Source organism: Nocardia noduli (genome assembly GCF_019038455.1).
GTDB lineage: Bacteria > Actinomycetota > Actinomycetes > Mycobacteriales > Mycobacteriaceae > Nocardia > Nocardia noduli.
Genome location: NZ_JAFMPL010000005.1, coordinates 53,620 through 68,003, shown reverse-complemented (window position 1 = coordinate 68,003; position 14,384 = coordinate 53,620). Strand labels below are relative to the sequence as shown.

The window sequence follows — 14,384 nt, the reverse complement described above, 5'->3', positions numbered from 1 at the left end:
GATGTTCAGCCGTGATACGGCTCACTGCGCCGTCGCGTCACAAGTGGTCGGCGGCCGGCATCCCATGTGCGATTCGATTTCACAGCAGGAGGCAGACATGAAGGTTGTGGTGGTAGGTGCCGGCTATGCGGGGACCATCGCGGCGAACCGGCTGGTGGGGCAGGCACGCGATGCCGAGATCACGGTGATCAACCCGCGGTCGGACTTCGTCGAGCGAGTGCGCTTGCACGAGCGGGTCGCCGCGACAGGTGCGGCCTCGACTCCGCTCACCTCGATGCTGCGCGGTGGGATCACCGCGCAACTCGGCACCGTCGACAAGATCGGTGACGGCGGTATCACACTCGACGACGGCGGGAGTGACACCTTCGACTACCTGTTCCTCGCTGTGGGCAGCACGGTCGTACCACTGCCCGGCGCCGTCGCGGTGGGGACGTGGGAGGGAGCGGAGCTGGCATGTTCGGCACTGGCCGCACTCACCGACGGGAGCACTGTCACGGTAGTCGGCGGCGGATCGACCGGCGTCGAAACCGCCTCCGAAATCGCCGAGGCCCGACCCGATCTGCGCGTCCGACTGGTGGGCGCGTCGATCGCGACGACCCTCTCCCCAAGGGCGCGGCAGCGGGTACGCGTCGGGCTGGAGCGTTTGCGGGTCGAGGTCGTCGAGGAAGTGGTCGTGGAGGTGTGCACTGGTCCAGGCCGGTTCGGCGGTGTCGTGCGCCTGCGGTCGGGGGCGGAGTTCGCCTCCGACCTCACCCTGTGGGCGATCGTGGCGGACGTTCCGGACCTGGCCGCGCGCAGCGGACTGGAGGTGAACCCCGAAGGCCGCGCGGTCGTGGACGAGTACCTTCGAAGCGTGAACGACCCGCGCGTCTTCGTCATCGGTGACTGTGCGGCGGTTCCGGGTGCGCGCCCGAGCTGCGAGGCGGCTATTCCGCAAGGCGCGCACGCCGCCGACACCTTGGCGCGGATCGTCAACGGCCTCGAAGCGCAGCCGTTTTCCATGGGGTACGCCGCCCAATTCCTGAGCCTGGGGCGGAGCGACGGGGTAGTGCAACCCACTCGTCGGGACGACACGGCACGGCGGCTCTACATCGCCGGGCGCACCGCGGCTGTCGCGAAGGAGCGCATGTCGCGCTACGCGAAATACAGCTCACGCACCGCAAACTACGCCTGGCTGTCCGGCCCGAAGTGACCGAGAAGCCGCATCCCGATACCGAGTTCACACGGCACCGGCCGTTACTGTTCTCGATCGCCTACGAGATCTTGGGTTCGGTTTCCGACGCCGAAGACGTATTGCAGGACAGCTACCTTCGTTGGCGCGCAGTCGATGCCGCGATGGTGGCGAATCCGCGGGCGTATCTCGCGCAGATCGTCACCCGCCAGGCGCTGGGTGTATTGCGCGCCGCTGCTCGTCGACGGGAGGAGTACCCGGGACCTTGGCTGCCCGAACCACTGGCGACCGGACCGGAGGGTGGTGACCATGTACTCACCGGCGAGGCCGTAACGACCGCGATGCTCCTGATTCTGGAGACACTGACACCGCACCAGCGTGCGGTGTTCGTACTGCGCGAGGTATTCGACTTCGACTACCCCGAGATCGCCACCGCGGTCGGCAAATCCGCGCAAGCCGTGCGCCAGCTCAACCAGCGCGCCCGCAACCACGTGCGCACGCGGCGCGACCGCGCACACCCCGCGGTCGCGACCCCCATCGAAGCGCAGTCGGCCGCCCAACGGTTCTCGATCGCCGCCACCACCGGCGATATCCAGGGACTGATGGACGTACTGGCGCCCGAGGTGGTGTTCCTCGCCGATGGCGGTGGAGTCGTGAACGCGGGGCTACGCCCTGTTGTCGGTCCCGACAAGGTGGCCCGGCTGGTGGTCGGTTGGCTGGCCAAGGGTGCCCGAATGGGCGAGCTCAGCCTGCGGAACTGCACCTACAACGGGATGCCGTCGGTGGTGTTGTCGATCGACGGGGTGCTCGACCAAGTGATCTCCATCGAAGTCCGCGCCAACCTCATCACAGCGGTCTACTGCGTCCGCAATCCCGAGAAATTGACGGCCCTCGAGGTGTAGCCGAGCTGCGATGGCTTGAACCGTCGCTTCACGAATGTAGCGAAGCGTAAGAAAGGAAGGGGGTGAGACCGCCACCATGGCCTACTTCGACGAGATGTCACCTTCCCGCCGTGTGTGGGAGTCGGTAGGGGGAGCGGTCCTCACCGGCGCTCTGACCGGAATCCTGCTGGGGGTGAACCTGTGGGCCTATATCGCCGCCACCCTCGTTTCGGTGGTAGGCGGAATTCCTGCGGGTAGTCAGCACCGCACACTGGGGGGCGCGTTGCTGCGGGGCTTCCTCGCGGGAACATTGTGGGGCGCGGCGACGCTGATCGTGCACGACGTCACCGGTTCGACGGCGACAGCCACGCTGCCGGAGCCGCCGCTGTCGTTTCTGCCGTTCTGCTTCACACCGACCGCGTTGGTGGCGGCCATAGTATGGCTCGTTGCGAGTAGGCGTCGCGCATCGACCGGCAACGGTCTGGACGCGGCGACCCGATAGGTGCGCTCCAAAGCGCGGAAGGGACAACAGGTGCCATCGATCGCTCGAACGCTCCATGACGATGGATACATCGTCGTCTCGAAAGCACTGGGAGAAGGTACCAACCGTCAACTTGACGGGGCCGTTCCTCGGTTGTAGGGCCGTGGCACCCACGATGCAGCACGAAGAGATCGCCGAGGTGGTTGCCTCCCTCGCCTCGCCCCACGCGAGCTATGTGACCGGAGCGGAGATTGTTGTCGACGGCGGGCTCACAGCCGGGATACCGCAGTGCCACACATGACTCGAGTGCGGCAACGACCATCGGACAGTCCGCTGAAAGGTGACACGAAAATGGGTTCTGGCACCAGAACCGTGAATCCAGTGGTGTGCCACGCGATACGCTACTTCGCCAGTGTTCCGCGCGTCGCGGGGAGTAGAGCACGACGGACCAGCGGGCGCACGCTTCGGTGTCATTGGTGTGGCCGCCGAAAGGGCTACCGCCGAGGCGATCTGCCAGTGTGGGGAGCTTCGATCCGGACTTGCCTCAAGATGGACCGGGCTCGGTGCTGTCATCGCCCCTCGTTTGCTCGCGCCGATGCCGTGTCGATCGCTGCGCGCGGAGCTTCCCAGTTTCGGTTTACCGACCGGCATCACGGTCTTCCCCGGCGACAGCACAACTCGCGGCACCGCCGAGCCACAGACCGGCCTCGTGCTGGACCGAGTTCGACCGCGGTGGGCTTTCTCGGCGATGGAGGCACCTGGACTGCTGATCAGCGATATGCGCGAGTTCTTCCGCCCACTGCGCTAACCCTGTTGGGGCAGTCCGGTGGCGACCCCGTGGTCGCACCGACTGAAGGCGGTCATGAAGGTTTCGAATGCTGTCGTGATGCGGTCGGTGTCGCCGGTGGTGAGCAAATCGAGCAGTAGACCACGAGCGACGGCGATCGCCAGGGTGGCTTTGGTTGCCGCAGTGTCGTGGTCGTCGCCCGCGGCTTCGAAGGTTTCGGTCAGGATACGCAGCCAGTCCTCGACGATGTGTGCGAGGAAGGGTTGAAATTTCTGCGGCTGCTGTAGAGCGTTGCCGTAGATCTCGAACAGCAGTCGATACAGGGGTGCGTGCCCGGGGTCCGACATCCACCGCCACGCTCGGGACATCAGGGCGTGGGGGTGGATGTCGGTGGCGCCCTGTAGGTCGACGGCTTGACGCATCCGATCGCGGACCTGGCCGATTATGGCGGTGAGGAGTTGGTCTCGGCTGCCGAAGTGATGCACCAGGGTCGTGGTGGTGACTCCGAGTTCGCGGGCCAGCGGTCGTAACGAGAGGTCCGACAAGCCGTTCTCGATGACGTAGTCGCCCGCGGCTTCGAGGAGACGGGCCCGTCGTTCATGGTCCACCGGCCGTGCCATTCTCCCCATCCTTCCGATGTTTGAACAGTCGTGCTAGTTTAGCGGCACCATTTATTGAACGACTGTGCAAGGAATTTTCGAGCAAGGGAGCCGCCAGGATGGCACTGGGCAAGGGGACACTGGTGAGGTATCTTCGCGACGAGCCGATGCCGATGGGGCCGATAGCACGGCGGGACGCGCCCGGATCGTTCGTCGGTCTGCGTCACGGCATCACCCACTACGAACTCGCCGGTCCAGTCGAGGGCGAACCAGTCCTGTTCATTGCGGGAGCTACGCTGTCGCAGTGGATTTGGGACGGCTTGTACGAGCGAATCGCGGCATCGGCCCGGGTGATCCGATACGACCGCTACGGCATGGGATATAGCGATCGGCCGGATACGGACTACAACTACGAATTGTTCGAGGCCCAGATCCTGGAACTGCTCGACCGGCTCGGCGTGGATCGCCCGATCACGATCGTCGCGTTGGCCTTCGGCGGACCCATCGCCGCCCAATTCGCCCTGCGCAACCCGCAATCGGTCGCGCGGGTGTGCATGATCGCCCCGGACGGGTTCGGGGTGCCGATCGGTCTCGGACCGAAGATCGCCATGCTGCCCCTGATCGGCCGACCGTTCTTCTCGATCATCGGCAATCGCGCGCTGATCGCACGGATCCCGGGATACTCCGACGATGATCGCGTAATCGCCCAGCTGACAGCACGATTCCGGCCCGAGCTTCGATACCGAGGGTTCAAACGGGCACTGCGGTCAGCGCTGCGCAACGTGCCGATCCACGACACCGAGTACCTGTACCGAGACCTCGACACCTGCGGTATTCCGCTGCAGATCCTCTGGGGCACCAAAGATCAGATCACTCCGGTGCCGAACCGCGATCTGGTCACCGACGTGTTCTCTCATGCCGATGTCCGCCTCCTCGAAGGCGTCGGACATCTCCCACATTTCGAGCAACCCGACATCACTGCCGCAGCTCTCAAGGAGTTCATCACCGGTATCTGAGCACGCGGACTTCTTCTCCACTTTCAAGATAGGTGAACAAGAAATCGTCGACCGGATGCGTGGTCCCCGCAGGTCGAGAGCGTTCTCCAAGTTGTCGTCTGCGCTCACCCCAGTATTCTCCCGCACCAGTTCGGTCAGTGGATTCGCCCTGAATCAGGTGTCGCGGTGGCAACTCCACCTGGCTACCGTCTGTCACGGACCGAACACCTCGAGCAGGTCCCGTCACGGCATCCCGGTCCGCAACCGGAACAACATCCCCGCCACGACCAGGCGGTTATTGGAGACGTTACAGCCCACGCGGCCAACGTATTTCGGCAACAGCAGGTTAAGCAGTTGCCGCTGGTTGTCCGTCGGAACCTGATGCCGATCGCGGACAGGCGCCGCCACAGCGAATATGATGCCCGACCCGAAAGCCTCACGGAGGGAAACCGGAAGCTCGATCGGGAGACATGACCTCGTAGACCGTACCTTCACTGCCCAGGCTGGACGCGTTTGCGTAGCAGGGTTTTTCTCGGTCGGGCAGCTGGCGCAAAGCAACTGTTGACGATCAGGATGATGAGTGACATCCTGATGTCGCAGTCGAGAATTGAAACAACAAGGAGATGCCAATGCCGATGATCGATGTGACCATGCTCAAAGGGGCGCTCACTGCGCAGCAGCGCACCGAGTTGACCGAGAAACTCACGAGTGAATTGCTGAGAATCGAAGGCGTGGACAACGAGGCATCGCGATCGATCGCTTGGGTCCTATTCCATGAGGTCGAACCCGACAGTTGGGCCGTCGGAGGGAAGTTCGATGATTCCTACGTTCCAGAAGGTGGGCGTTTTTTGACGGTCGTCTCTGTACCCAGTGGGGGACTGCACGCCAAGGGCAAGAAGGACGATATCGCCAGGTCTGTTCACGACGCGTTTCGTGAAGTGCTTCAACTGCCACCGGAAACCGGTGCGCGGTGGGCTCCGTGGGTGATCGTGAACGACATACCCGACGGCAATTGGGGTGCTGGCGGGTCGATCCGTCATCTTTTCGAGATCCACTCCTACGCCAGGTCCGGCGTAGCAGCGCTGCCTCAGATCGCATAGAAGATTCCGTCCGACGGCTGGGCTTCGTTATAAATGTCACCGACCGAAGCCCAGCCGCGAAGTGAAGCGACACGACCGGCATATTCCAAGCCCCGAGAATTGAGTATCCATGGCTGTGACCAATACCGCGATCACTTTGGCACGTCGCCCTCGGGGGCGGGTCAGGGAAAGCGATTTTCGTATCGTCGAGTCGCCGGTTCCCGACGTTGGGGCGGGTGATGTCCTCATTCGCAATCACTATCTGTCACTCGACCCGTATATGCGAGGAAGAATGGATGACTCCCCCTCGTATGCGCAGCCGGTGATGATCGGCGAAACGATGATCGGAGCGACAGTCGGCGAGGTCATCGATTCGAACAACGACCGGTTCATCCCCGGGGACATGGTCACCGGATTCCTGGGCTGGCAACTCTACGCGGTGGCCACTCGTGGTCGTGGTCTGACGAAGATAGACAGCCGTGATCTTCCGATGACGGCCTATCTCGGAGCCGCTGGTATGCCCGGTGTCGCGGCATGGATCGGAATGACTCGGATCGCCGACCCGCTGCCGGGCAAGACCGTCGTGATTTCCGCCGCCTCGGGTGCGGTCGGATCAGCGGCGGGGCAGATCGCGAAGATCAAGGGCGCTCGCACAATCGGCATTGCCGGGGGGGCGGAGAAATGCGCATATGTGGTGGATGAATTAGGATTCGACGCATGTGTCGATCATCGCTCCGAGGCTTTTGCTTCAGATCTGGCAGCTTCGGCATCGCATGGCGTAGACATATACTTCGACAATGTTGGAGGAAAGGTTCTGGAAACGGTAGTGCAGCTACTCAATCCGTTTGCATGCATACCCTTGCGCGGTCTCGTATCTCAATACAATGAAGTTCGACAACACGGTCTCGATAACCTGCAAGCCATTCTCTCGAATCGGGTACGTATGCAAGGTTTTATCGTCTCGGACCAGCTCGATCTGTGGCCGTCTGCACTAGCGGACCTCAGCTCATGGCTTGTTGCGGGAAAGGTGAAGTATAAGGAGACGATTGCCGAAGGCATCGAGAGCGCGCCGTCCGCCTTCATCGGGGTTCTCAATGGCGAGAACTTCGGCAAGCAACTCGTCAGACTTGGTCCATGAGGGTGATTGCCCGTGTATGGCCGGAAATATGGAGCGCGCAACGCGGTTGGCTGGTCCGGCACCTTTCAGATCCTCCGAAGCGCGGTTGTGTTGCCATATCATCGTCCAACGGTCTGTACTTCATCGGCGAAATCGCCTCTCCCGACCGACGTCTTTGCCCACTGTTGGTTTCCAGGTAGTGTCGTGGGCTGAATCGAACGACGAGAGGCACCGCGAGTGGGACATTCCAGTGCTGAAAAGGCGGCCAGCCATGAACGTATCGTGGTTATAGCAGCCCGGCGGTTCCGTGAAGGCGGTTTCGAAGCCGTCAGCATAGCGGATATCATGGCCGAAGCCGGACTGACGCACGGCGGGTTCTACAAGCATTTCCAGTCGCGTGACGCGCTGGTCTCCGAAGCGGTCGTGCGTAGCTTCCTGGCAGGCAAGGCGAGGCTCGAACAGTTGATGAGGACAACCGATTCGAGCGGGCTCGAGGCGTTCCTGGAGGTATATCTCTCCCAACAGCACCTCGCCGACCCCGGCGCAGGTTGTCCGGTCGCGGCGTTGGCCGCGGACGCGTCCCGCTCACCTGTCGCACAGGAAGCCTTCGGCACCGGTTTCGAGAAATACGCCGATTGGGTGGCAGCGATGCTCGAAGGCCCCAGCCAAGGAAGGCGCGCGCGGGCGGCCTCCATCATCTGCACGATTGCCGGAACAGTCGCGGTCGCCAGGTCGCTTCGGAACCCTGCGCTCGCCGGTGGGATGCTCGATGCGACGCGGAGAATGGTCCTGTCAGTGGAGGCCGGTCCGAGCGATGTCGGCTGACAGTTCATGATCATTGTCGCGGTGGCGAATACGGCCACCGCCGCAGACCCGACGCCTGCGCTTCTTGCATTCTTCGAGGGCGGCTGGTGAACCGCGGCTTCGTGCCGACAAGAAAGGCGCGCCACTACTCGTCCCCGCCCAGGTTCTGGACCAATTCCCTCTCGTCGATGTCAGTGGCGAAGCCAACTTCGCCTGTCGGTCAGCGTTGGTCGCACCTGGGCCGGTGCGCAGCGAGTCCTGCATCACGTGAGTTCGGCGGGTACTGGCTGAACATCACACCCGAGTCCAACGGCCATCGCGACAACCAATGGTTATTGCCGGCCGCCGTTTTCGTGCTGTGGTGACGTCTTCGATGAATGGGTGTCGAACGCAGCCCGTCGACAGCGCCGGCCGGCCGGCAGCTGAGCGGAACAATCGTTCGGACGTTCCGGCGCAGTTTGTCGAACCTGAGGAACGAGAACGAGCTCCTCGTACAGGGATGCCGGGGGTGGGAATCCCTCGATGGGCCGTGGTGGTCAGCGGCCGAAGATGCGGGCGGTGGCCAGGGTGGTGAGGCGGTTGTCGTTGCCGGTGTCGCGCAGTTCGACTCGCCCGAGGCCCTCGTGCAGGCGGGCCGAGGCGATGACCGGGCCGACCCTGGCGCCGAGGAGATAGCGCAGGCCCAGGAAGCTGAGGCTGTCGCCGGGGGCGAGGGAGAGCACGGCTTCCTCGGCGGCCAGGGCGATGAGTCCGCCGTTGATCGTGTCGGAGGCATTGAGCGCCTCGATGGAATGCGGCAGCACAACCTTTCCGGGGCTGAGGCGTTCGCAGCGCGCACGTTCGGCGAGCGGGATCGGCAGTCGGTCCGGGGTGGGCGGGAGTTCGACGCTCAATGTCGGCGGCAGTTGGACATCCGGGTTCGGCGCGACCATGAAGGAGGCCGCCCCGACTGCGATCGGCACGGCATCGACGCTGAACTCGAATTCGGCGACGAAGACCGAGCGGCCGACCTTGACGACCCGTCCCACCGCGTGCACCGTGCCCGCACTGGGCGCGGGGCGATACAGGTTGACGTCGAGTTCGAGCGTCACCGGGACGCGTGGGCCCATCACCAGCGAGGCCAGCAGGCCGGCGACGGTGTCGGCCCAGGTCGCGAGCACCGAGGTGCGGAGGATGTCGGTGCCGGGCACATGCATCTCGGGGGTGATCTCCGCGGTGCCGTGGAGTTCCTCGCCCACCCGCCGGGTCACGAATGCCAGTTCGCGAATGATCTGTCCGTGCTTGTCCAGGCTGCCGGTCACACTCGTCACGATTTCTCCTCGAATACGCCGACCGCTCTGGCATCGCGGCGCGCAAACTGATCCCAGAGTTCGATGAATTAAACTAGATCGAATTGAATCATTAGTCAATTTTTTGAACATTCAGAGTTCGGCGGGCCGTGGCAGCGATAGGCCTCTCGTCGAGGTCGAACCGAGGCGCCGGTCTGGATCGGGAACCGGGCGAGCACTGGTCTTGGGCTCGGCCGCGTGAGGCGCCGAGTTGGCGCTGTCCGATGTCGATGTGAGCGGGCTCGCGAAAACCGCGCGGCTCGTGAAAGCGGCAGGTGCGCAAGTTCATACCGAGATGGTCGACGTGGCCGACCGTGTCGCGGTCGCCCGATGGACTTCGGAGGTGATCGTACGGTTCGGCACCGTCCATCAGGTCGTTCCACCGTGATCATCGCCGAGGCGTTCTCGCGCACCGATCAACGACTCCAACGAACTCGCCTGGAAGGGGCTGACGGCTACACATTCACCGCCGACTTCATCGCCTGGGCAGCGAGGCAGGCCGCCGCGGCAGAGGTGCGCGGCACCGGAGCACTCGACCCGGTCACCGCATTCGGCCTCGACCATCTGACGCACGGCGCGGCCGGCGCGGGACTACGCCATATCCCGACCATCTCGTGAGAACCCACGATTACCGATGCGCTCAGGCCCCAATCCGCTGATCATCACCGGATGTCTGGTCGTTCTGGTGGTCGGTGTGTGGCTGACCCGACCGGCCCGGTCATGTCAGACCAGTGCCGCGCCGCCGTCTATCGCGAGCGTGGTGCCGGTGACGTAGGCGTTGGCCACGACGAAGAGATAGGCCGATGCGGCTTCCTCGGCGGTGCCGACACGCCGCGTGAGCAGTTCGGACCCGGCGCCCCGGAGGAAGGCCTCCGGGTCCGAGACAGTACCGTCCCACAGTTCGGTGCGGATCACACCGGGCTGGATCACGTTGACGCGCAGGGGGGCGAGTTCGACGGCGAGTGCCCGGGACAGGGCCTCGATTCCGCCGGTGATACCTGCCGCCAGCGCGGTACCGGACAGCGGGCGGATCGCGAGGACGCCGGAGCTGAAAGTGATCGAGCCGCCGTCGCGCAGCCGCGGTGCGGCGTACTTGGCGGAGAGGAACGCGCCCCAGAAACGGCGTTCGAAGACGGCCCTGGCCTCCTGTGGGGTGGTGTCGACCACCGGCTTGATCAGCAGAGATTCACCCGCGGTGTAGACGAGGTGGTCGAATTCCCCGATCTGCTCGAAGAATTCGGCGATGGCGTCGCCGTCGGCGACGTCCAAGGGTCGGCCTTCGGCCGGAGCGCCGAGTCGCTTCGCCGCGGCGTCCACGCGGTGCTGATTACTGGAGGCGACCACGACGTCCGCCCCGGCCGCCGCTGCCTGTCGGGCTACCGCGAAACCGATGCCGGAGGTTCCACCGATGATCACGATCTTCTTACCAGCCAGAGACATGGGATCCATTCCTTCGTCGATGCAGTGCCGATTCGGCAACTGACAAGCCAAAACATACGCCTGCACATCGAGATGATGAATGCCTTGAAGTCTTGATTCCATGTCATATCGTCTTGTCAGGTGGGAGTTAGAGTGGTGCTGTGGACATCCTCAGCGACACCCTCGAAGTCCTGCGCACGGGTCGCCCGATGGTGACACGCACCGACGCGCACGCCCCGTGGGCCCTGACGTTCCAACCCATCTCTGGAGCCGGATTCCACGTGGTCGTGGAAGGGCACGGCCATGTGCTGCCACCGCACGGCCGACCGCTCGCGCTCGGGCCCGGCGACATCGTGTTCTTGCGGCGCGGCAGCGGGCACACATTGTGCGACGTGCCGGGCCGTGAGCCGGTGGACTTCGTGCCCGAGCGTGTGGACCGTTCCTCGCCGATCGGCCAGGTCACCGTGGACGGCCCGGGCCCGCGCACGGTGCTGGTGTGCGGCGCCTACGCGATCGACGTCGATCGTCCGCATCCGCTGTTCAGCGATCTACCGGAGCTCATCCACCTGCCCGCGGTTCCCGGCCGCCACCCGGTGCTGCGCTCGACGGTCGATCAGCTGTGCGCCGAGTTCCATGCGCCGCAACCGGGCTCGGACGCGGTCGTCACGGCGCTTGTCGATCTACTGCTGCTGTACATCCTGCGGTCGTGGTACGCCGAACTACCGAAGGAGCAGACGCGGGGTTGGGCGGCCGCGCTGACCGACCCGGTAGTCGCCCCGGCCCTGAAGGCGATCCACGACGATCCCGGCCATCCCTGGACCGTGGAATCGCTGGGTATCCGAGCCGGGCTGTCCCGTGCGGCGTTTGCTCGCCGCTTCGCCTCGGTGGTCGGCGAGCCGCCGTTGACGTACCTGACGAACTGGCGGATGGCCACCGCGGCGCGGTTGCTGCACCGATCGCAGACCCCGCTGAGCGCGATCGCGCAGCACACGGGGTACACCTCGGAATTCGCCTTCGCCAAAGCTTTCAAACGACATTTCGGATCGGCGCCCGGGGCCTACCGCAAGCAGGTCACGACGGCAGGCGAGGAACCACGCGGAGACAACGGACGGTGAGACAGCGCCGAGTGACGGTCTCGGACATCAGGGCGAAGCCGAAGCGACGAAGCACGCGCGCCCGCCCTGCTTCGATGAGAGATGTTGCTGGGGAAGAGATTCGATGCCTTCGACCACGTCCTCGAAGCGTCGGGATCGAATCGGTGTGGTGAACAGTGCTCGCGAGGAGAGCGTCCACGACCAGTACTACCCGTCACCACAAGTCAGCCACACACCGTCGAGATTCACCTCGACACCCTGGGCAATTCTTACTCTCTGCATCGAATTCACCGGTCCGACATCACATGACGTCGGACCGAAGCTTCCGGGAGCCGAATGGATCAGGGGGATGAGGAAGTGCAATCGTGCGCCGAGCCATCGGCACACGAACCGGATTCCTGGCTCGGTCATGCGGGTTCGGTGACGATCGTCGCGACTTCGGCCATCAGCCTCGGGATATCGCTGTGCTCGTGGGCGAGCACCCATTCCACGATCTGCAGTGTCGCTTCGATGACCGGGCGGACGCGTGCGAGGCGACGGACTGCGAATCCGTTCAGCAATGCGTCATCGAGCACGTCGTTGCCGAGCAGGAGTTCTGCCAAGACCTGGGCGTCCTCGAGCGCCATGGCAGCCCCTTGAGCGACGGTTGGCGGGCAGGTATGCACGGCGTCACCGATGAGTACGACCCGGCCACGGTGCCAGGGGCCTTCGGCGAGATAGGACTCGAACCATGTGTAGTGGACACGCGAGGTCTCGGTCAGGGTCGGGTGTATCACATCCCAGGGGCCGTGGTACTTCTCTGCGAATCGACGCATGACAGCGAGGCGTTCGTCGGCGGTGAGGGCCGTGCGGTCTTGGGCGTCCTCGGTGAAGAACGCATACATTTCGTGCTCGTTGATAGGGCCGAAGCCTGCGATGTAGGAGGGGCCGCCGTAGCAGACCTCGGTGTGCGTGATCGATTCCGGTCGCGGGACGATCGCTCGCCACGCGCCTAGGCCGGTACTTCGAATCTCGGCGTCGATTCCGAGATATCGCCTCGTGTGGGAGCGGACGCCGTCGGCGCCGATCACCAGGTCGTAGGTGCCCACCGAGCCGTCCGAGAAATGTGCTGTGACCGAGTCCGGCTGCTGCACCAGGTCGGTGAAGGTGAGTCCGGTACGTACCCGGATCGGCAGTTCCGCGACGCGTTCGATGAGAATACGCGCGAGGGTCGGTCGATCGATGCCGAGGGTGGCGGGCAGATCCGGTCCACCGGTGCGTGTGGAGGGAACCCGGGCCAGCAGCGTGCCCTCGGCGTCGGGAGCTCGCAGGCCGAGCCAATCTTCCTGGACGTATCCGGCTCGGCTGATTCGCTCCCAGATTCCGAGTTGGTTCAGGACTCGCAAGGCGTTGCCTTGCAGAGTTATTCCTGATCCCAAGGCCGTGATGTCGGGGTTGATCTCGATCAGATCGACCGTGACGCCCGCTTCGGCGAGCAGGATCGCACCGGCGGCGCCGGCAGTGCCACCGCCGACGACCAGGACGTTGTTGATTGCAGGCATCGTTGCCCTTCCTCCAGGCAGGGTGGTTCTGGTGGAACCGGGTCAGGACTCGTAGGGGTGAACGGCTTCGTTCGGCTGGAATCGGAATTTGTGGCCCCACATCTCCGGTCGCTTGCCTTTGCGCAAGTTGATGAACAGGGGTGACCTGCGTTCCAGATCATCGATTTCCAAACCGCCCCATCCGTATTCGATGAAGAAGCCGGCCGGGGAATGGAGGTAGTAGGAGATGACTTGGTCGCCGATATGGCGCCCCAGATTCATCAGCAGGTCGGGGCACTCGTCGCCACCGAGTACATCGAAATAGGAGTATCCGACGTCGTCGAAACTTTTCGACTCGAGGTACACATGGTGCAATCCGAGTGAATTCGGTACTTCCACGAAGGCGACGCTGTGGTGGCGGGGATTAGCTCGCAGGAACCACATTTCCCCCATGGGCGGGTTGAGGGTGATGATGTCACTGGTCTGAAAGCCCATCGCGTCGAGGTGGAAGTCGACGGCCTTGCGTACGTCGGGTACCGCGAAGACCACATGCCCCAACCCTTGGTCGCCGGTGACGAATCCGGCGTGCGGACGCGGTGGGTTCCAGTCCCGATACCCGGATTCCTGGTAGCAGAAAAGTTCGTACGGTTGTCCGAAGGGGTCCTCGAATCGCACCAACTTGTCGACTCCGCGGGATGCGGCGACCTCGATGTCCGCGAATTCGGGCTTGGCGCCGGCCTTCTCCAGGCGAGCCATGGCAGCATCGAGATCGCGGTGTGAGAGGACCTCCCACCCTACATAGGCAAGTTTGTGTTGTTCGCCGGGATGAAGGGAGAGTCGATAGTCGGCTTCATCGATCTTGACCCGGACCGCCCCGTCGTCTCCATCGGGGCCGAGCATGCAGCCGAGTACCTCGGGGGCCCAGGTGCGCCATTTTTCGTAGGTCGGGGATTCGATTCCCACATAGCCGAGCTTCGCGATTTCGCTCATGCCTTATCTCCTATGGTGTTTCGCCACAATGTGACGCAAGTCCTAACAACGACCGTATGGCTCGGGGAGGTGGTCGCGGAAATAATTGTTTTCGATTGCTCGCATTCGAGATTCGAGAT

Annotated in this window: 16 protein-coding genes; 11 read left to right on the top strand and 5 right to left on the bottom strand. The window is 63.7% G+C overall.

Annotated elements, in window-relative coordinates:
* Positions 1-97 precede the first annotated feature (97 nt).
* The 4 genes from JZ792_RS05510 (at position 98) to JZ792_RS42900 (ending at position 2,834) form a co-directional block, all read left to right on the top strand.
* A complete protein-coding gene (locus JZ792_RS05510) occupies positions 98-1,192 on the top strand; it encodes an NAD(P)/FAD-dependent oxidoreductase (RefSeq protein WP_216907497.1) in 1,095 nt (364 codons plus the stop codon).
* Entirely contained in the window at positions 1,189-2,073 is an 885-nt protein-coding gene (locus JZ792_RS05505; protein WP_216907495.1) for an RNA polymerase sigma-70 factor, read from the top strand. Before JZ792_RS05510 ends, JZ792_RS05505 begins: the two co-directional genes overlap by 4 nt.
* Before the next feature lie 76 nt (positions 2,074-2,149).
* The gene (locus JZ792_RS05500; RefSeq protein ID WP_216907493.1) at positions 2,150-2,554 is read left to right on the top strand and encodes a hypothetical protein; all 405 of its coding nucleotides are present in this window, start codon (positions 2,150-2,152) and stop codon (positions 2,552-2,554) included.
* Positions 2,555-2,609: 55 nt separating this feature from the next.
* Positions 2,610-2,834, top strand: coding sequence for an SDR family oxidoreductase (locus JZ792_RS42900; RefSeq protein WP_216907491.1), 225 nt, complete (start codon positions 2,610-2,612; stop codon positions 2,832-2,834).
* Between the two features lie 503 nt (positions 2,835-3,337).
* On the opposite strand, the gene JZ792_RS05490 is transcribed toward JZ792_RS42900, so the two are convergent.
* Entirely contained in the window at positions 3,338-3,940 is a 603-nt protein-coding gene (locus tag JZ792_RS05490; protein ID WP_216907489.1) for a TetR/AcrR family transcriptional regulator, read from the bottom strand.
* 98 nt (positions 3,941-4,038) lie between these two features.
* Between JZ792_RS05490 and JZ792_RS05485 the strand changes: the two genes are divergently transcribed.
* From JZ792_RS05485 to JZ792_RS05470, 4 genes are all read left to right on the top strand, one after another.
* Complete coding sequence (locus JZ792_RS05485; protein WP_216907487.1) at positions 4,039-4,935, top strand: alpha/beta fold hydrolase; 897 nt, start codon at positions 4,039-4,041, stop codon at positions 4,933-4,935.
* Positions 4,936-5,543: 608 nt separating this feature from the next.
* Entirely contained in the window at positions 5,544-6,014 is a 471-nt protein-coding gene (locus tag JZ792_RS05480; RefSeq protein ID WP_216907485.1) for a tautomerase family protein, read from the top strand.
* 109 nt (positions 6,015-6,123) lie between these two features.
* The gene (locus tag JZ792_RS05475) at positions 6,124-7,131 is read left to right on the top strand and encodes an NADP-dependent oxidoreductase (protein ID WP_216907483.1); all 1,008 of its coding nucleotides are present in this window, start codon (positions 6,124-6,126) and stop codon (positions 7,129-7,131) included.
* 216 nt (positions 7,132-7,347) lie between these two features.
* The gene (locus JZ792_RS05470; protein ID WP_216907481.1) at positions 7,348-7,935 is read left to right on the top strand and encodes a TetR/AcrR family transcriptional regulator; all 588 of its coding nucleotides are present in this window, start codon (positions 7,348-7,350) and stop codon (positions 7,933-7,935) included.
* 515 nt (positions 7,936-8,450) lie between these two features.
* Here the strand turns inward: JZ792_RS05470 and JZ792_RS05465 are convergent.
* Complete coding sequence (locus tag JZ792_RS05465; protein WP_308165161.1) at positions 8,451-9,224, bottom strand: PaaI family thioesterase; 774 nt, start codon at positions 9,222-9,224, stop codon at positions 8,451-8,453.
* Positions 9,225-9,474: 250 nt separating this feature from the next.
* On the opposite strand from JZ792_RS05465, the gene JZ792_RS05460 reads away from it, so the two are divergent.
* Together JZ792_RS05460 and JZ792_RS05455 are read left to right on the top strand one after the other, a co-directional pair.
* A complete protein-coding gene (locus JZ792_RS05460) occupies positions 9,475-9,630 on the top strand; it encodes a hypothetical protein (RefSeq protein ID WP_216907477.1) in 156 nt (51 codons plus the stop codon).
* The gene (locus JZ792_RS05455; protein ID WP_216907475.1) at positions 9,627-9,860 is read left to right on the top strand and encodes a hypothetical protein; all 234 of its coding nucleotides are present in this window, start codon (positions 9,627-9,629) and stop codon (positions 9,858-9,860) included. The genes JZ792_RS05460 and JZ792_RS05455 overlap by 4 nt, the downstream gene beginning before the upstream one ends.
* A 105-nt stretch (positions 9,861-9,965) precedes the next feature.
* On the opposite strand, the gene JZ792_RS05450 is transcribed toward JZ792_RS05455, so the two are convergent.
* Positions 9,966-10,682: an SDR family oxidoreductase gene (locus JZ792_RS05450; protein ID WP_216907473.1), complete on the bottom strand. Its 717-nt coding sequence runs from the start codon at positions 10,680-10,682 to the stop codon at positions 9,966-9,968.
* 140 nt (positions 10,683-10,822) lie between these two features.
* Between JZ792_RS05450 and JZ792_RS42895 the strand changes: the two genes are divergently transcribed.
* The gene (locus JZ792_RS42895; RefSeq protein WP_216907470.1) at positions 10,823-11,776 is read left to right on the top strand and encodes an AraC family transcriptional regulator; all 954 of its coding nucleotides are present in this window, start codon (positions 10,823-10,825) and stop codon (positions 11,774-11,776) included.
* Positions 11,777-12,162: 386 nt separating this feature from the next.
* On the opposite strand, the gene JZ792_RS05440 is transcribed toward JZ792_RS42895, so the two are convergent.
* Together JZ792_RS05440 and JZ792_RS05435 are read right to left on the bottom strand one after the other, a co-directional pair.
* Positions 12,163-13,296 (bottom strand): FAD-dependent monooxygenase, encoded by a 1,134-nt coding sequence (locus JZ792_RS05440; RefSeq protein ID WP_216907468.1) that lies wholly within the window; start codon positions 13,294-13,296, stop codon positions 12,163-12,165.
* A 42-nt stretch (positions 13,297-13,338) separates the two neighbouring features.
* Positions 13,339-14,265: a VOC family protein gene (locus JZ792_RS05435; protein WP_216907466.1), complete on the bottom strand. Its 927-nt coding sequence runs from the start codon at positions 14,263-14,265 to the stop codon at positions 13,339-13,341.
* Positions 14,266-14,384 lie beyond the last annotated feature (119 nt).